This window comes from Streptomyces sp. NPDC051940, assembly GCF_040680895.1.
Taxonomy (GTDB): domain Bacteria; phylum Actinomycetota; class Actinomycetes; order Streptomycetales; family Streptomycetaceae; genus Streptomyces.
The window spans coordinates 62,532-77,611 of record NZ_JBFAXR010000026.1 but is presented as its reverse complement, the minus strand read 5'-3'; the positions used below and the strand labels follow the sequence as shown (position 1 = coordinate 77,611).

The 15,080-nt window shown below is 71.3% G+C and carries 25 protein-coding genes; 22 read left to right on the top strand and 3 right to left on the bottom strand.

Translation table 11 applies throughout. From position 1 onward, the window contains the following. The coding region (locus AB0M28_RS13715; RefSeq protein WP_365402777.1) for a tyrosine-type recombinase/integrase at positions 1–331 on the top strand (331 nt) is incomplete at its 5' end. A gap of 48 nt (positions 332–379) precedes the next feature. Here AB0M28_RS13715 and AB0M28_RS13710 read toward each other — a convergent pair. Then, positions 380–568, bottom strand: coding sequence for a hypothetical protein (locus tag AB0M28_RS13710; protein ID WP_365402774.1), 189 nt, complete (start codon positions 566–568; stop codon positions 380–382). Positions 569–769: 201 nt separating this feature from the next. Further along, entirely contained in the window at positions 770–1,153 is a 384-nt protein-coding gene (locus AB0M28_RS13705; RefSeq protein WP_365402771.1) for a hypothetical protein, read from the bottom strand. A 251-nt stretch (positions 1,154–1,404) separates the two neighbouring features. Here AB0M28_RS13705 and AB0M28_RS13700 point away from each other — a divergent pair, with 251 nt between their 5' ends. From AB0M28_RS13700 to AB0M28_RS13600, 21 genes are all read left to right on the top strand, one after another. Further along, positions 1,405–1,692: a helix-turn-helix domain-containing protein gene (locus tag AB0M28_RS13700; RefSeq protein ID WP_365402768.1), complete on the top strand. Its 288-nt coding sequence runs from the start codon at positions 1,405–1,407 to the stop codon at positions 1,690–1,692. Next, the gene (locus AB0M28_RS13695; RefSeq protein WP_365402765.1) at positions 1,689–1,973 is read left to right on the top strand and encodes a hypothetical protein; all 285 of its coding nucleotides are present in this window, start codon (positions 1,689–1,691) and stop codon (positions 1,971–1,973) included. The genes AB0M28_RS13700 and AB0M28_RS13695 overlap by 4 nt, the downstream gene beginning before the upstream one ends. Positions 1,974–2,051: 78 nt before the next feature. Beyond that, positions 2,052–2,402 carry a hypothetical protein gene (locus tag AB0M28_RS13690; protein ID WP_365402762.1) on the top strand — a complete coding sequence of 117 codons (351 nt, stop codon included), beginning with the start codon at positions 2,052–2,054 and terminating at the stop codon, positions 2,400–2,402. Beyond that, entirely contained in the window at positions 2,399–2,842 is a 444-nt protein-coding gene (locus tag AB0M28_RS13685; protein WP_365402759.1) for a hypothetical protein, read from the top strand. The genes AB0M28_RS13690 and AB0M28_RS13685 overlap by 4 nt, the downstream gene beginning before the upstream one ends. After that, complete coding sequence (locus tag AB0M28_RS13680) at positions 2,835–3,530, top strand: hypothetical protein (RefSeq protein ID WP_365402755.1); 696 nt, start codon at positions 2,835–2,837, stop codon at positions 3,528–3,530. The genes AB0M28_RS13685 and AB0M28_RS13680 overlap by 8 nt, the downstream gene beginning before the upstream one ends. Then, complete coding sequence (locus tag AB0M28_RS13675) at positions 3,527–3,703, top strand: hypothetical protein (protein ID WP_365402752.1); 177 nt, start codon at positions 3,527–3,529, stop codon at positions 3,701–3,703. Before AB0M28_RS13680 ends, AB0M28_RS13675 begins: the two co-directional genes overlap by 4 nt. Further along, the gene (locus AB0M28_RS13670; RefSeq protein WP_365402749.1) at positions 3,703–3,894 is read left to right on the top strand and encodes a hypothetical protein; all 192 of its coding nucleotides are present in this window, start codon (positions 3,703–3,705) and stop codon (positions 3,892–3,894) included. Before AB0M28_RS13675 ends, AB0M28_RS13670 begins: the two co-directional genes overlap by 1 nt. Further along, the gene (locus tag AB0M28_RS13665) at positions 3,894–4,256 is read left to right on the top strand and encodes a hypothetical protein (protein WP_365402746.1); all 363 of its coding nucleotides are present in this window, start codon (positions 3,894–3,896) and stop codon (positions 4,254–4,256) included. Before AB0M28_RS13670 ends, AB0M28_RS13665 begins: the two co-directional genes overlap by 1 nt. Further along, a complete protein-coding gene (locus tag AB0M28_RS13660) occupies positions 4,253–5,080 on the top strand; it encodes a hypothetical protein (RefSeq protein WP_365402743.1) in 828 nt (275 codons plus the stop codon). Before AB0M28_RS13665 ends, AB0M28_RS13660 begins: the two co-directional genes overlap by 4 nt. A gap of 1 nt (position 5,081) precedes the next feature. Beyond that, the gene (locus tag AB0M28_RS13655) at positions 5,082–6,146 is read left to right on the top strand and encodes a hypothetical protein (protein WP_365402740.1); all 1,065 of its coding nucleotides are present in this window, start codon (positions 5,082–5,084) and stop codon (positions 6,144–6,146) included. Next, a complete protein-coding gene (locus tag AB0M28_RS13650) occupies positions 6,143–6,877 on the top strand; it encodes a 3'-5' exonuclease (RefSeq protein WP_365402737.1) in 735 nt (244 codons plus the stop codon). The genes AB0M28_RS13655 and AB0M28_RS13650 overlap by 4 nt, the downstream gene beginning before the upstream one ends. Beyond that, positions 6,877–7,359 carry a hypothetical protein gene (locus tag AB0M28_RS13645; protein WP_365402734.1) on the top strand — a complete coding sequence of 161 codons (483 nt, stop codon included), beginning with the start codon at positions 6,877–6,879 and terminating at the stop codon, positions 7,357–7,359. Before AB0M28_RS13650 ends, AB0M28_RS13645 begins: the two co-directional genes overlap by 1 nt. Then, positions 7,356–7,937, top strand: coding sequence for a hypothetical protein (locus AB0M28_RS13640; RefSeq protein WP_365402731.1), 582 nt, complete (start codon positions 7,356–7,358; stop codon positions 7,935–7,937). Before AB0M28_RS13645 ends, AB0M28_RS13640 begins: the two co-directional genes overlap by 4 nt. Then, entirely contained in the window at positions 7,934–8,356 is a 423-nt protein-coding gene (locus AB0M28_RS13635) for a helix-turn-helix domain-containing protein (protein WP_365402728.1), read from the top strand. The genes AB0M28_RS13640 and AB0M28_RS13635 overlap by 4 nt, the downstream gene beginning before the upstream one ends. Continuing rightward, positions 8,356–8,592 carry a hypothetical protein gene (locus AB0M28_RS13630; protein WP_365402725.1) on the top strand — a complete coding sequence of 79 codons (237 nt, stop codon included), beginning with the start codon at positions 8,356–8,358 and terminating at the stop codon, positions 8,590–8,592. Before AB0M28_RS13635 ends, AB0M28_RS13630 begins: the two co-directional genes overlap by 1 nt. Further along, entirely contained in the window at positions 8,589–8,948 is a 360-nt protein-coding gene (locus tag AB0M28_RS13625) for a hypothetical protein (RefSeq protein ID WP_365402722.1), read from the top strand. The genes AB0M28_RS13630 and AB0M28_RS13625 overlap by 4 nt, the downstream gene beginning before the upstream one ends. 3 nt (positions 8,949–8,951) lie before the next feature. Continuing rightward, the gene (locus tag AB0M28_RS13620; RefSeq protein WP_365402719.1) at positions 8,952–9,755 is read left to right on the top strand and encodes a DUF2303 family protein; all 804 of its coding nucleotides are present in this window, start codon (positions 8,952–8,954) and stop codon (positions 9,753–9,755) included. A 249-nt stretch (positions 9,756–10,004) separates the two neighbouring features. Next, positions 10,005–11,507: a DnaB-like helicase N-terminal domain-containing protein gene (locus AB0M28_RS13615; RefSeq protein WP_365402716.1), complete on the top strand. Its 1,503-nt coding sequence runs from the start codon at positions 10,005–10,007 to the stop codon at positions 11,505–11,507. A 356-nt stretch (positions 11,508–11,863) separates the two neighbouring features. Further along, the gene (locus AB0M28_RS13610) at positions 11,864–12,523 is read left to right on the top strand and encodes a hypothetical protein (RefSeq protein ID WP_365402713.1); all 660 of its coding nucleotides are present in this window, start codon (positions 11,864–11,866) and stop codon (positions 12,521–12,523) included. A 2-nt stretch (positions 12,524–12,525) separates the two neighbouring features. Continuing rightward, positions 12,526–13,407 (top strand): hypothetical protein, encoded by an 882-nt coding sequence (locus tag AB0M28_RS13605; protein ID WP_365402710.1) that lies wholly within the window; start codon positions 12,526–12,528, stop codon positions 13,405–13,407. A gap of 197 nt (positions 13,408–13,604) precedes the next feature. Further along, positions 13,605–14,012, top strand: coding sequence for a hypothetical protein (locus AB0M28_RS13600; RefSeq protein WP_365402707.1), 408 nt, complete (start codon positions 13,605–13,607; stop codon positions 14,010–14,012). A gap of 35 nt (positions 14,013–14,047) precedes the next feature. On the opposite strand, the gene AB0M28_RS13595 is transcribed toward AB0M28_RS13600, so the two are convergent. Further along, the gene (locus AB0M28_RS13595) at positions 14,048–14,908 is read right to left on the bottom strand and encodes a hypothetical protein (RefSeq protein ID WP_365402704.1); all 861 of its coding nucleotides are present in this window, start codon (positions 14,906–14,908) and stop codon (positions 14,048–14,050) included. Positions 14,909–15,080: the final 172 nt, after the last annotated feature.

Here is a 15,080-nt window from a genome sequence, read left to right as displayed (position 1 = left end):
CCTGCGGGCCCTGCCGAAGCACCTCGCCCGGCCCGTCGTCGGCGACGATCCTCTGTGGTTCAGCGTCAAGGGCCGCAGGGCGCTGACGATCTGGGGCGTGGGCTCGATGCTGAAGCGGCGCTGCGCCGAGGCCGAGATCCAGGAGCTGCACCCGCACCAGTTCCGGCACACGTTCGCGCACCTGTGGAAGCTGAACGCGGGCAACGACGACGACCTGATGCGGATCATGGGCTGGTCGAGCCGGGAGATGCTCAACCGCTACGGGGCGTCCGCGGGCACCGAGCGGGCGCGAGAGGCTCACCGACGGTTGAGCCCGGGCGACAACCTGTAGAGACAGCGACGGCCGGCCCTGGGGGGAAGGGCCGGCCGTTCGCTGTGCTCACACGCCGACGTGCATCACGGTCATTGCATCGACCAGCCTCGGCAGGAACTGGCAGAGCAGGGCCAGCGCCGCCGCTTCGACGAGGACGCGGGGATCAAAGCACATCCGTACGCGCCTGCCGAAGTCGCGGAACACCATGCCGATCCCGTTGTCGAGATCGCCTTGCTCGACGTGCACCTCAGTCACGAAGCCCCCTGTTCCCACACGCCGGATTCGGGCACGCCGAATTCGTACGCGCGTTCGACTCTGCGAGGTGCACCCAGACTACGCGGTCATATGCCCGCGCCGAAGAGGTTGAAGCGATTCCACTTACACAAGTCGTGGAATCACCCATATGAGTGACGTGTGCCGAGAGTGGGACGCGTGACCCCGGTGGACGGTTGTGCCCTACTGGTCGTCGCGTTCGGCCTCTTCGGCTTCCCAACGGTCGACGAACGCCTGGGACTTGGGGAGCCCGCCCTCGCCGTCGGCGTCCGGGCCTGCGACGGCGACTCCGTTGCCCACCGGGATCCCTCGGTACCCGGCGTACTGGAGCGCGGCCGCGGCCTGCGCGCGCCCTTCCGGGATCCCTAGCCCTGCGGCAACTGCACGAACAAGCTCGGGGCTCAGCATGACGGGGAGACCCTGGCTGATCTTGTGGAGGGTGGTGCGGGACGGCTTGTACCCGCTGTCCGGGTCGACGGCCCGGTCCTCGAAGGCGCGGAACGTCATCGGCCGGCCCCTGCCGACGTGCTCGGCTACGAGCTCCGTCAGGGTCTGTGGCTCTGTCACGACGACTCCCGTTGTCCGCGCTGCGGGCCTCGGCGCCATGCGCCCCGAGGTGGCGACACCCGCTGTCGCGTCGTGTCATTGTCCACGATCGCGAACGCGTCCGACCATCCTGCCTGCGTAAAGAGGCTGAAAAACCGCGCAACTGCGGACAAGCGCCGATGGCATGTGCGTAGTGCTGGACAACAGGCCAACGCTACGCTTAAGCTGTTCGTGTTCGCGAACGCGGACAGCAACACCGGAGGTCGAACGCTGTGCCCGAACCCGCATACCTGCTCAACGACGGGCCCCTGCTGCGCAGACTGATGCGCTGCCCCGACGTAGACGGCACGCGGCACACGGTACGGACGCTCGCCGACGCGATCGGCATCGGCAAGAGCAAGGTCAGCGCAATGCTCAACGGCCGACAGCCCAAGCTCACCGCCTCGCAGGCGCGTCGAGCCGCGGAGGCCGTCGGCGTCACCCGCAAAGCCCTTTTCACGCCATCGTTGTCCGCGTTCGCGAACACAGACATCACCCCCACCCCAGGAGATGCCCGATGACACCCGAGGAGCGGACGCTCCGGGCCCAGCTCGGTGCGCACAGCCAGTGGGCCAACGAGACCGACCGCGCCGGCCGCACGGCGCCCGCCCGTGCCGCGGCGAACACCAAGTTCGTCACGCAGGCCCGGGAGATGCACCCGGACGCGACCGAGGAGCAGATCGCCCGGGCGGCGGAGCACCTGCGCAAGTCGCACTTCGCGCGGATGGCGCTGGCCTCCGTCGCGGCCCGCCGGCGTAAGGCCGCCGCGAAGAAGACCCCCGCGGGGAAGCCCGCGGCCTGACGCAACACGAAGGGCTGCCGGATGCGACCCGACAGCCCCTGACGGATCACCCCACCCACCTGAGAAGGCGAGGCTCCCGTGAGCCACAACAGTACCGAACGCACCATCGAACCGACCATCGGCGACCAGGCCGACGCGCTCGACGTCCTCGTCGCGCTCACCGAGCGCTTCCCCGGGCTGCCCGCGCCGTACATCACGCTCAACACGGTCTACCGGCCCGCCAGGATCGAACTGCAGCTCCGCACGCCGGCCGAGTTCGAGGCCTGGCGCGACGCGCTGGGCGCCGACGCGGAGCAGGTGGCCCTGCACCCGCACTGCCAGGGCTCGTGGCTGGCCGTCGAGGTCCAGCACCTCGGATTCCAGGTGCGCTTGACCGGTCACGGCGTCGGCGCTGCGTCGGTGTCGCTGTTGAAGGCGGTCGCCGCGTGAGCGCGCGCGAGTTGAAGCGCGTGGCCGACGTCCTGTGCCGCGCGGACGCCGGCGAGTGGCGGAAGAACCCGCAGAGCCCGGCGGACATGTACGTCCACATGGCCGAGGCGCTGCAGTCCGCCGGGATGGTGATGTCCCCGGAGACGGCGGCCGAGTTGGCGGCGTTGCGGGAACTGCGCGACGCCCTCGCGGACTTCGCGCGGCGGAGCGCTCCGGCGCGGGACGTGTGGACGGCCGGGTACCGGTCGGCGCAGGCCGACGTGGCTGCGCTGCTCCAGGCGGCGGCTGACGCGGTGCCGGTCAGGTACCAGGTGACGGCGGAGGGGCACGCGGTTGCGGATGCCGGGAAGGACAGTCGCCCGGCGGCCGAGTCCACCCTGCTGCCGCGTCTGGTGGACCGCCTGAACGGGTCCGTGGACGGCGGTGGCCGCCATGGCTGACCGGCACCGCTACCGCCTGGCGTGGCTGTCCGCCCGGCGCCGCGCCAAGCGGAGGCAGCCTCACGAGCGTGAGGGCTTGATCTTCCACCTGGAGCGCCAGAACACCCGCCTTCACGCGTTCGCCAACCTGGCCAACGAGGCTGCTCAGGCCAGCAGCAGGGCATGGGAGCAGGAGAGCGGGGAGGTCGCCAGGCTCCGCGAGCAAGTCGCGCAGATGCGCTCGGGGATCGCCCTCTGCCCCAGCAACGCGCCGAGCGGTGAGCCGGACACCGCGCACTACTGCGCGCTGCCGGAGGGCCACGCGGTGCCGCTGCACCAGTCGGAGCACGGCACGGTGTGGACGGAGGAGGACGCGGCCGAGCGCCGCCCGGTCCGCGTGCCCACCGTGCAGAGTGCGGAGGTGTCGCCCGGCGAACTCGTCGTGTACCGCGCGGAGTACGAGCACGAGATCACCCCGCTCGGTCTGTACACCACCCGCGAGGCCGCCCGCGCCCACTGCGAGGCGCACATCCGCCGCGAGTGGCCGCCCGGCACCGCCCTCTCCTTCGACTGGATCCGCGACGACGAGGACCCCCTCAACCCGGAGGAGCTGTACGTCACCGCCGGGCAGAACGAGGAGTCCACCACGGGCTACCTGGTGACGCCGCTGACGGTCGCCTCCGAGTGCGACGAGGAGGCCGACGAGTGAGCGCCAACGACCGCGCCGTCGACATGCCCGCGATCCGCGTCGACTGCCCCGTCTGCCTCGCGTCCGCCGGCCTGGTGTGCACGTCGCTCAGCAGCGACAAGCCGATGCTCTCCGCCGTGCATCCCGCCCGCACGGCCGCGTGGCACGAGCAGCAGAAGCGGGGTGGCCGCTGATGCGCCTCGCGTACTGGGTCGCCATCGCGACCTTGCTCCTGCTGCCCCTCGCGGCCCGCGCCGGCGCCTGGGCGGGCAACCGCCGCACCCGCCGCCACCCCCACCGGGCGCCCGGCCGGGCGAGCCTGCGCCGCCCGCGCCCGGCGGCCGTCCCGACCGACCCGCGCACCGCCTGGAAGGACGCCGCCTGATGACGACCACCGCGCGCGCCGGGGCCACCACGGCCCCGGCCGCCGGCCCGACCGTAACCGGGCCGCACCCCATCTATGTCCGGCCCATCCCGGCCGGCGCCGTCCTCGACGTCGAGGCGTACGCGACTGCGCTCGTGCTGTACCTCGCCCGCGAGGAAGTCGACGCGCTCGCCGAGATCGCCGACGCCTACGACGCCAACCGGCCGCACGACGGGCACCGCCCCGAGGCGTTCCTCGTCGAGCAGCTCGTCGCCCGCATCAGCACCGACCTGCCCGTGTACGGGGGTCAGGTGCTGCAGCTGGCCGAGCGGCTCCGCCAGATCGGCGAGCAGCTTCCCGGGCAGGGAGGCACGGCAGCATGACTGACCCGAAGTGGGCGAAGGCAACCGAGCGGGGACGGTACTACACCGACCCCGCCGGGGGCCCGGACCTGATCTCCGTGACCAACTGCCTGTCGGCGATCGCGAAACCGGCGCTGCTGCCGTGGGCGGCCGGAATGGCCGCCGACCGCGTAATCGCCGAGCCGATCGCCGTCGCACGCCGCGCTCGCAGCGAGCCCACCGCGCTGCGGAAGGAACTCGTTGCCGCGCACCGGACCTACTCCGAACGGGCGCGGACCCTCGGCACCCGCGTGCATCTGCGGGCCGTCGCCCTGGTCCTGAACACGCCGCACCCGTACGACCCCGAGGTCGAGCGGTACGCCATCCAACTGGCCGCGTTCTTCCGGCTGTGGCGCGTGGACTTCGAGCGCGACATCGAGGCCATCGAGACGACCGTCATGCACCGCCACTACGGCTACGCCGGCACCGGGGATGTGTGGCTGTGGCTGCCGACCGGCCGCTTCCGGCGGCGGCAGCTGTGGCTCATCGACTACAAGACGAGCGCGAAGAAGCCCGCCGACACGGTGTACGACGAGCAGCCGCTGCAGCTCGCGGCGCTGCGGTACGCCCCTGAGTGGCTGCTGCCGGACGACTCCAGCGAGCCCGCACCCCGGGTGCACCGCACGGCGCTGCTCAACCTGCGGCCGCGCTCGCACCGGCTGATCGAGGTGCCATCCGGCCACGCGCAGTTCCGCGCGTTCCTCGGTGCGATGCGCACCGCCCGCTACCTGCACTCCGCGCCGAGCGCGTTCACGACGGTCGTTCCGCCGTGGGCGCCGGGCGCCCCCGATCGAAAGGCGGCCTGACATGGGCTCGCGCCTCATGAACCAGAAGCGGGAAGCGGCCGAGCTGGGCCGTATCCGCACCGGCTACAGCCGGCCGAACCCCGACCCCGACAAGGGCCCGATCCCGGTCAAGTCGAAGACGTTCGTGCTCACCTCCCACTCCCGCGCGTACATCGAGCAGGCCGCGAAGCTGTACGGCGGCCAGGTCGAGCAGTGGACGCCGCAGCGGTCGACCATCCCGCAGTGGCGCGTCATCACCGCAGCGGCCGAGCTGCGCGCGATCCTCCCTGCGGGTGACCCGCTGCACCAGTACAACGAGAAGTGGAGCGGCGGCGGGTGTGAGCGTCGCTGCGACGGCGTCACGGAGAAGCTGTCCGGGAAGCCCTGCGTGTGCCTGGCCAGGTTCGGCGAGCAGTGGCACCAGCGGCCCGCGACGCAGGTGTGCCGTCCGACCAGCCGCATCGGGGTGTTCCTCCCCGACATGCCCGACCTCGGCGTGTGGCGGCTGGAGACCAAGTCGCACTACGCGGCGGACGTCCTCGCGGGCGGGCTCGACACGGTGTTGCAGGCGACCGAGGGCAAGGGCCTGATGCCTGTCCGGATGTGGATCGAGCAGCGGACGCGCGTCGTTGACGGGAAGACGAAGCAGTTCCAGGTCGTCATGGTCGTGCCGTCGCTTCCGAAGCTGCGGCACGCCCTCTCGGGACCGATCTCGACGGCGGCCGCGCTCGACCCGGCGTCCCTGGACCGCCCCGCGATCGCCGCGGCGCCGGCCGAGTGGCCCAACTATCTCGCCGAGGCCCGCGACTGCCGGACCGCCGACGCCGTCATCGCCGTGTGGCACAAGGCGACGAACGCCGGGCACGGCTCGGATGAGTTGCTCACCGACCTCAAGGCCATCGCCGACGCGATCGCGGCCGGCGTCGACCCGAGCACGGGCGAGATCCACGACGACCAGGACGACGAGCTGGGCCCGGACGCCGACGGCGCGTACGACGTCGAGGTCATCGACGACGAGCCGGACGGCGAGGAAGCCCCGGCCGCGTGGCCGCCGGTGGCTCAGCCTGGAACGGGGGCCCGCGCATGAGCTGGCACACCGGCCGCATGGCCGCCTTCGACCTGGAGACCACCTCCCCCAACGCCGAGGACGCCCGGATCGTCACCGCCTGCATCGTGCAGGTCGGCGCCAGCCTCCCGCCCCAGCCCGCCACCTGGATCGCCGACCCCGGCATCGAGGTGCCCGACGAGGCCGCCGCCATCCACGGGTACGACACCGCCCGCGTCCGCGCCGAGGGTGCCCCGGCCGCCGAGGTCGTCGAGCAGCTGGTCGCCGCCCTCGGGCAGATCGTCCTCTCCGGCGTCCCGGTCGTGGCAATGAACGCCCGCTACGACCTGACGGTCATGGACCGGGAGGCCCGCCGGCACGGCATCACGCCGCTCGTCGACACCTGCGGCAACGACCTGCGCGTCATCGACCCGTTCGTCCTCGACAGGCAGGTCGACCGCTACCGCAAGGGCCGCCGGACGCTGACCGCGCTGTGCCAGCACTACCGGGTGCGCATCGACAAGGCGCACGACTCCGCGGCCGACGCCATCGCCGGTGCGCGGGTGGCGTGGCGGATCGGCAGCGTGTACCCGAGGCTCGCCGCGCTGTCCGTCGAGGAACTTCACGCCCTGCAGATCACCTGGGCTGCAGAGCAGGCTGCGGGGCTGCAGGAGCACTTCCGGAAGACGAACCCGACGGCGGTCGTCGAGCCCGCGTGGCCGATGGTGCCCGTCCCGTCCATCCCGGCGCAGCGCGCGGGCGGTGACGTGTGATGTGGGGCCACAAGAAGCGCCGCCGCGAGGCCGAGGCCCGCGAGCTGCAGCTCGCCGCCCAGCTCCGCGAGGAGCGCCGCAAGCACGCCGCCGAGCTGGAGACCGAACGGCAGGCCAAGCTCGCCGCCTGCAAGCAGGTCGACAGCCTCACCGACCAACTCGCCGCCGCCAACACCGAGACCGTCGCCCTCGCCCACCAGGTCGCCGACCTCCAGCCCGCCGTCACCCGCCTCACCGGCTACGTCACCCGCCTCAAGGCCGAGCAGCCCGAAAGCGACGCCGCGTACATCGTCACGCTCGAACAGCGCATCGCCCGCTTCAGCAAGGGCGCCGGCCGCTGGATGGCCGCCACCTGGAAGGCCCGCGCGGAGACCGCCCGGGCGCAGCTGGAGACCCGGGAGGTCCGCCGAGCGTACGAGGCGCGTCTCGCGGAGCTGCAGGCCGCGAACGAGCGGATGACCCGCGAAGGGAAGGCCGCGTGAGTACCGCCATGACTCCCGCCGTCGGGCAGACCCCGAGTCGCCCGACGGCGGTGAACACCCCCCTCGTCGTCGGCCTTGACCTGTCCCTCACCTCGACCGGCATCGCCTCGCACAACTGGGCCGACGCCATCCGCCCGAAGAACCGCGGGCACAACCGGCTGTGGCAGCTCACGACCGAGATCGCCGACCGCGTCAAGGTCGCCGACCTCGTCGTCGTCGAGGGGCCGTCGTACGGCTCCCAGGGCAACTCCGTGCACCAGCTCGCCGGCCTGTGGTGGCTCGTCGTCCACGGCCTGTGGCGTCGGCGCATCCCTACCGCGATCTGTCCGCCCGCGCAGCGCGCCATGTACGCCACCGGCAACGGCCGCGCGGGCAAGGGCGAGGTCCGTACCGCGGTCGCCGAGCACTTCGGTATCGAATGCGACGGGCCCGGCCGGTACGACAAGGCCGACGCCGCGGCGATGGCGTGCCTGGGTCTGGACTGGCTCGGCTACCCGGTGGCGGAGATGCCGCCGGAGCACCGGCGGGCGCTGCAGGGCGTGCAGTGGCCGCAGACCGTCCCGGCGGTGGCCCGATGAAGATCCGCACCGACATCGCCGCCCTCCTCCACCAGGGCCTCTCCGACCGGGCCATCGCCACCCGCCTCGGCTGCGCCCGCCCCACCGCCGCACGCACCCGCCGCGCACTCGGACTACCCCCCGTGCCCCTCGGCGTCCCACCCCGCACACCCACCGTCGAAGACGCATTCCGCCTCCACACCGAAGACGCCGGCGACGGACACATGCGGTGGACCAGCTACAGCTGCCGAGGCACCCCCGTACTCCACTACCGCGGACGCCAGTACACCGCCCGACGGATCGCCTACCGGATCCGCACCGGACACGCCCCGGAGGGCCAGGTCACCGCGGGCTGCGACATGCCGGGCTGCGTCGCTCCGGCGCACGTCGAGGACCGCCGCGACCGCGCCGTCTACGCGGCGATCTTCGGGGGCGACTGATGGCCCGCCCGCAGTACGTCGACGCCGTCCTGCGCATCATCGCCGGCCACTACGTCGACGACCGCGACCAGCCCGAAGGCGTCCGCTTCGTCCACCGCCCCAGCGCCCACTACCAGTGCCTGAACTGCCCGTTCACCGCATCCGCCAAGGGCCGGGACACCGCCGGCTTCGCCCAGACCATCCGCACCGACCACCGGGCCACCTGCCCAGCCAACCGAGAGGACAGCACCACATGACCACCACCGACGCCGAGCCGCAGATCGCGGAGTTCGCCGCGTTCCTCGTCGGCCACCTCAACGGCCGCACCCACGAGGAGATCGGCAAGGAGCTTCACACCCTGCTGGAGGCCGTCCGCGCCCACGGCAAGAAGGGCTCCCTCTCCATCACCGTCGTCATCGAGCCGCCCTCCAACGGCGTCGACGGCGGCCCCCTGCCCATCGGCGTCGAGTACGCCGTCAAGGCCCCCAAGCCCGCCGCCCCGAAGAACCTCTACTTCCTCGACGACCAGGGCAACCCCACCCGCCAGGACCCGCGGCAGATCGCCCTGGACTTCCGCACCGCACCCGCCACCACCGACTACAAGGACGCCTGACCCATGACCGACGACGCCATCGTCATCCACGACGCCGTACTGCGCTCCGCCCCGCCGGCCGAGCTGGAGCCCGGCCGCTTCTACGCCTTCCACACCCCGGAGGGCGTGCACACCGTCGACCTCACCGGCGACGACTACAAGACCGCCCCCAGCCGCAAGCAGGGCGCCACCACCGTCACCGACGCCGCCTCCTGGCTCGCCTACTGGACCAAGCACCACGACGACGCGTCCGATGTGTACGCCGACGCGCAGCGCCTCACCGTCACCGCCGTCCTCGACGCCCACACCTCCGACGCCGCCCGCTGGTCCGGCCACTGGCTGCGCCTGCAGCTCCGCAAGACCGAGGCGTGGGAGCAGTGGCTGCAGCGCGACGGGCAGCTCCTGTCGCAGGAGATGTTCGCCGAGCACATCGAGGACCACCTCCCCGAGCTGCTGGAGCCCGACCCCGCGACCATGCTGGAGATCGCCCAGTCCATGCAGGCCACGACCAAGGCCGAGTTCAAGTCGGGCACGCGCCTGCAGTCCGGCGAGCGGCAGCTGACCTACGTCGAGGACACCCGCGCCAGCGCCGGCCGCAAGGGCGAACTGACCATCCCGGCCACCTTCACGGTCGGCGTCGTGCCGTTCGAGGGCTCCAGCGGCTACAAGCTCGGCGCCCGGCTGCGCTACCGGATCCAGGACACCACCCTGCGCATCGGCTACAAGCTCGACCAGCCCGGCGATGTCCTCAAGTCCGCGTTCGCGGACGTCGTGAAGGCCATCGCCGAGGGGATCGACGTCCCGGTGATGAACGGGACGCCGGCCTGATGTCCGGGCGCGCGGCCGGCACCCGCTGCGGCGTCTGCCGCGCGCCCGTCACCCGCCTCACCTGGCTCGGCCTCCCCCTCACCCTCAGCCCCCACGCAGGCCCCTTACCCCGCCCCGCCTGGTGCCTCAACCCCCACGGCCGCCTCGTCGAGGCATACCCCGCCTTCCACCCACCCGACTGCACCCGCCGACACCTCGCCGAGCACCACTGCCCCGCACCCGTCGCCCTGTTCTGAAGGAGCCTCGCCCGTGGAAAACGTCCGCCACATCGACCCGCACACGGCGGACGACGACGCCCTCAACCGCAACCCGCCCCGCGACGTCGACGCCGAACGCGCCGTACTCGCCGCCTGCATCCACCACCCCGAGCAGTACCACCAGGCCGCCGAAGTCATCGACCGCGGCGACTTCACCACCGTCCCCCACCAGCTCGTCTGGGACGTCATCGGCCGACAACTCGCCGACAACAAGCCCGTCGACCCCATCGCCCTGCGAAGCGCCATCGACGCCCTCGGCCAGCTCCGCACCATCCAAGACGGCAACTACCTGTGGGAACTCTCCGGCACCAACTTCGGCGGCGACGCCGACTACTACGCCCACCAGCTCCGCGAGAAGACCCGCGAACGCCACAGCGAGAACCTCGCCTGGCGCATCCAGCACGCCATCCGCGACCGGCTCGGCGCCGACGAGATCGACCGGCTCATCGACGAGCACACCGCCCGCCGCACCACCGCGGCCGGCACCGCCGACCCGCTCACCTCCCGCCTCATCCCCGGCGGCGCGTTCATCCTGGACCGCCCCGAGACCGTGCCCGCCGTATGGGGCGAAGACGACCAAGTCCTGTGGGCCGAAGGTGAAGCGCTCATCGTCGCCGGACCGCCCGGCGTCGGGAAGACCACCCTCATCCAGCAGGTCATCCTCGCCGCCCTGGGCCTGCGCCCCCACGCCCTCGGCATGGCCGTACGCCCCGCCAAACGCGTGCTCTACCTCGCCTCCGACCGGCCCGCGCAGGCCGCACGCTCCATGGCCCGCATGGTCACCGCCGACGACCGCGACACCCTCGACGAGCACCTCGTGTTCTGGCCGGGCCCGCCCCCGTCCGACTTCATCAAGGACCCGTCCATCCTGGTGCGGCTGTGCAAACGCGCCGGCGCCGACCTGGTGTGCCTGGACTCGCTGAAGGACATGGCCGGGGAGCTGTCCTCCGAGGAGGGCGGGCAGGCCATCAACAGCGCCATCCAGCGCACGCTGGTCGAGGGCATCGAGGTCACGGGCCTGCACCACCACCGCAAGCGCGGGGGCGGCAAGGACGGCGGACAGGAGCCCACCTCCCTCGACGAGCTGTACGGCTCCGCGTGGATCACCGCGGGTGCCGGGTCGGTGGTGTCTCTGTGGGGGCAGGCCGGCGACCCCATCGTGTCGCTGCGGCATCTGAAGCAGCCTGCGACCGAGTTCGGGCCCGTCCGGCTCAAGCACGACCACGTACGGGGCCACACCGAGATCTGGCACGAGGTCGACGTCCTGAACCTGCTGCTGCACGCCCGCGGGGCGCTCACGGCCCGGGATCTGGCCGTGCAGATCTACTCCCCGGAGAAGGGCAAGCCGACCGCGCCGGAGGTCGAGAAGGCCCGCCGCAAGCTTGATCAGCTGGTTGAGAAGGGCCTCGCGCACCGGATCGCGAACGCGGGCGAAGGCGGCAAGTCGACCGGCTACGTGGCCGCGTTCACCCCAGATGGGGAGGTGCGCGAATGACCGCGAAGCGGGCGCCGTGTACGCGTCAGAAATTGGTCTACACCACCGTGCTCACGGACCTCACGCTGCACCTCACGCACCTCACGTTGATCTTGCTCGCGAACCTCACGATCCGCTCACGCGCCTCACGAACGCCGCAAACACCCAGCTCGCAGCCTCACGTAACAGCACACGCGCCTCACGGTCCTTACCTCACGCACTCACCTCACGCTCCACCTCACGCACCTCACGAAGATCAAGGAACCTGCAGGTCACAGCCTCACGCACACCTCACGCACCCACCTCACGCTGCCCCCTCCTACTACGTAGGAGGGAGGGGGCAGCCCACCGCCAACACACGAACCAGGAGCACCCACATGCCCACCGAACCCACCGCCGCACACCCGGTTCCCGGGAGCCCCGCGCATCATGAGACCAAGATCCAGCCGATCGAGACACGCTACGCCGGCCACTGCTTCCGCTCCCGCCTCGAAGCCCGCTGGGCAGTGTTCTTCGACGCGCTGGACGTCCGCTGGGAGTACGAGCCGCAGGGCTACCTCCTCGGCCCCAGCAAGATCCCCTACTTGCCGGACTTCTGGCTGCCCGACCTCGACACCTGGGCCGAGGTCAAGGGGGGCGAGGAAGACCTGAACCTCGAGTTGCTGCACGCCGCGGTCCTCGCCGGCGGGCTCCCGACCGCGCTCGGCCTGCTGCTCCTCGGCACCGTCCCCAACCCGCCTGCCGGCCACCTCACCGCCCACTGGATGCTCTGCAACTTCGACGAGCAGGTGGTCCCGCAGCCCTTCGGGTTCAGCGACGCCGGGGAGTACCGCAACGCCGGCACCGACTGGATCTCCGGCGCCTGGCCCGGCGAGTGGGAGAGCCCGGACCTGCTGGAGGCAACAACGCAGTCCGGCCCTGGGTGCGATTACGCCGACACCGGCGTACCGGTCGGCGCCGCGTACCGGGCTGCCCGCTCGGCTCGCTTCGAGCACGGCGAGACACCCACCACTGCCCGCCACACCGCTGGAGTCTGACCATGACCGAGACCAACACCGCCCATCACGACCCCGTGATCGCCTACCGCGTGCCCGACGAACCCGAAGTGCTGCTCTGCCGCGAGCACGGCTACGGCTACCCCGAGCTGACGCCGCTCGCCTCCGACGACCTGCCGGACGGCGGGATCTGCACATGGGGCGACCCTGCCGCCGGCGGCGAGGTGTGCGGCCGGGATGTCCTGATCGACCCGCCGGCCGCCGAACCGGTTCCCGCCGAGCCCGCGCACAAGCCCGACGCCGAGACCCGCTGGAACGGCGAGCCCTGCACCGCCACCCGCGTCTCCGTGATCGTCGCCGACTCCGCCGCCTTCCCCGCCTACTGGGCACGCCACCTCGTCGGCACCCGCCGCCACGCCGTCCGCGTCGACTACGCCGGCGCCACGTTCTACCTCGACGACGCCGACGGCTCCGGCTGGCACAAGGTCACCCACGGCGGCGGCCCCGGGCACGGGCACCGGGACCTCAACGTCGAGCCGGGCAGTGTGCAGCTGCTGGCGCTGGTCGAGGCCGCGCCGGCCGGGCTCCGCGACCGCATCGCCAACGCACTCGCCGCTGAGGCCGGGTGGACCTGGGCCGCTGACGCCGACCTGTCGCAGAGCCCGACGTGGCAGGCGTGCCTGCGCGACGCCGACGCCGTGCTGGCCGTGCTGCCCGCCCCGGACGCCGAGGTCGAGCAGCTGCGCGCCACCATCGCCCGACTGCACGCCCTGGCCGACGAGTTCACCGACGCCGCCGACAACACCGACCGCAACGACTTCGGCATCCTCGCCCGCGCCTACTACCGCACCGCCGCAGGCAAGATCCGCCACGCCCTCACCCCGCCCGCCGCACAGGCCGCGGACCGCACCGCGGAGCAGCCGTGACCGACCTCGTCTTCGCCGCCGCCGCGTTCCTCGGCCTCAACGCCATCGTCTACGCCGCCACACGCCGCGGCGCACGACGCTCCCGACGCTACGACCGCCGCCGAGGCCAGCCGTGATCTGGCACGCCTACCTCCTCGCCTCCCTGTTGATCGCCTACGCCATCGGCGCCCGCGCCAACCTCCCCGAAAGGACCCGCCATGACCCGCCTGCCCGACCCCGAACGTCCCGACGACGGCCTCCCCGATGGGCACGACAGCCCTGGTACCGGCGAGCAGCTCCGCGCCGCCCTCCAGCACCTCGCCGACGCCATCACCGCCATGGCCGCCAGCCTGCGACGCGCCGTTGAGGCCAGGCAGGCGCAGTACGCCCTCGCGCCCCCGTCCGTCGAGCACGTCATGGAGCCCGTACGGATCAACCTTGACCCACAGGCCATGGCCGAGACCCTCCGCCACCTCACCCGCAAAATGACCACCAAACGGCCGCCACACAGCCCCTACCGCCGCACCGACGACCCGGAGCCCAACCGCACCGAAGACGCCGACGAGAAGGGGCAGCCAACCGCAGCCGTACGCGCGCTGCACCCCGACGAGCAGCGGGAGGGCTGATGAGGCCACACGTCCTCCGCCAAGAGCCCGAGTGGTCAAGCCCCGCGGACAGTCGCGATCAGATCCAGCAGATTGCGCGCCCGGCGCCCGTACACCAGCACCAGCCCGACGACTGCGCAGCCACCGATCACGTAGACGTGAGCGCCATCCGGCAGGGGCAGGAGACTCACACCAACAGCGATCGCAGCAATAGCCACGGCGGCGATGGCCAATCGGAGCGGCTCACGATCGCGTGCGGGCTCAAGGTCCGGCGCAATGTCTTCGGGGTCAAGAAGCGCCCCAGCCTTACCAACTGCCATCCGATCGGCGATCTTCATCAGCAAACGCGCTACGTCAGCGATTGCTTGGACACCCTCGCTGTCGATACGGCTCTCGACGTGGCGCAGCTGAGCCACCACGAGACCCTCATGTCGGACAAGAACGTGACGCCGATGAGAACGCCACGGCACATGGCCGGACGAGCGATGAAACGCCATGATTGCACCCTCAGCCAGCTCGATGCGTCGAGCCAGCGCACGCAACTCCTTGGGTCTGTTCTTCCACGATGCGCGCCGAGCGTCAGCGCACTGGGAGACCGCCCTAACCACCCGATTGACAGGTGCACATCTGCGGACGATCTTGCTGGATCGGGATGGCGACCACCACCATCCATTGAGCACCGCCAGCCCGATAGCAAGCGGACCGAGGAAGAGAAACACCACCACCGCAATAACCGCGACGCCCAAGATCGTCCTTTGGACGAGCTCACTGCTGCTGGAATCGCCGCTCTCTATCAGCCGCCAGTAATCCGCGACTGGGGGAATCAGGGCATCGTCGAGCTCTGTCAACATCGAGCTGTCCTGGGCAAAGGTGTCAACCAATGTCACGGTCCACAAGCCGGAGAGAATGCCTGCCAAACCATGCAGCCAAACAGCAGTCCTGGCGAAGCGATGCCATCGACGCAACGCGAGTCGCAGCCGAGGGCGCGGCGGTTGCAGGCTGAGTGTCCGCAGATCCTCAGTGACCGCGGCTATGCGCCTGTCCGCGCCACGCCTACGGCGCACGTTCACCCAACGCAAGTAGCCCCCC

What these genes read in the sequence shown, in the direction of transcription:
- AB0M28_RS13695 (WP_365402765.1), top strand. Translation starts at nt 1,689, where the DNA reads ATGACACCCGAGGAGCGGACGCTCCGGGCCCAGCTCGGTGCGCACAGC.
- AB0M28_RS13680 (WP_365402755.1), top strand. Translation starts at nt 2,835, where the DNA reads ATGGCTGACCGGCACCGCTACCGCCTGGCGTGGCTGTCCGCCCGGCGC.
- AB0M28_RS13670 (WP_365402749.1), top strand. Translation starts at nt 3,703, where the DNA reads ATGCGCCTCGCGTACTGGGTCGCCATCGCGACCTTGCTCCTGCTGCCC.
- AB0M28_RS13665 (WP_365402746.1), top strand. Translation starts at nt 3,894, where the DNA reads ATGACGACCACCGCGCGCGCCGGGGCCACCACGGCCCCGGCCGCCGGC.
- AB0M28_RS13660 (WP_365402743.1), top strand. Translation starts at nt 4,253, where the DNA reads ATGACTGACCCGAAGTGGGCGAAGGCAACCGAGCGGGGACGGTACTAC.
- AB0M28_RS13655 (WP_365402740.1), top strand. Translation starts at nt 5,082, where the DNA reads ATGGGCTCGCGCCTCATGAACCAGAAGCGGGAAGCGGCCGAGCTGGGC.
- AB0M28_RS13650 (WP_365402737.1), top strand. Translation starts at nt 6,143, where the DNA reads ATGAGCTGGCACACCGGCCGCATGGCCGCCTTCGACCTGGAGACCACC.
- AB0M28_RS13645 (WP_365402734.1), top strand. Translation starts at nt 6,877, where the DNA reads ATGTGGGGCCACAAGAAGCGCCGCCGCGAGGCCGAGGCCCGCGAGCTG.
- AB0M28_RS13635 (WP_365402728.1), top strand. Translation starts at nt 7,934, where the DNA reads ATGAAGATCCGCACCGACATCGCCGCCCTCCTCCACCAGGGCCTCTCC.
- AB0M28_RS13630 (WP_365402725.1), top strand. Translation starts at nt 8,356, where the DNA reads ATGGCCCGCCCGCAGTACGTCGACGCCGTCCTGCGCATCATCGCCGGC.
- AB0M28_RS13625 (WP_365402722.1), top strand. Translation starts at nt 8,589, where the DNA reads ATGACCACCACCGACGCCGAGCCGCAGATCGCGGAGTTCGCCGCGTTC.
- AB0M28_RS13620 (WP_365402719.1), top strand. Translation starts at nt 8,952, where the DNA reads ATGACCGACGACGCCATCGTCATCCACGACGCCGTACTGCGCTCCGCC.
- AB0M28_RS13610 (WP_365402713.1), top strand. Translation starts at nt 11,864, where the DNA reads ATGCCCACCGAACCCACCGCCGCACACCCGGTTCCCGGGAGCCCCGCG.
- AB0M28_RS13605 (WP_365402710.1), top strand. Translation starts at nt 12,526, where the DNA reads ATGACCGAGACCAACACCGCCCATCACGACCCCGTGATCGCCTACCGC.
- AB0M28_RS13600 (WP_365402707.1), top strand. Translation starts at nt 13,605, where the DNA reads ATGACCCGCCTGCCCGACCCCGAACGTCCCGACGACGGCCTCCCCGAT.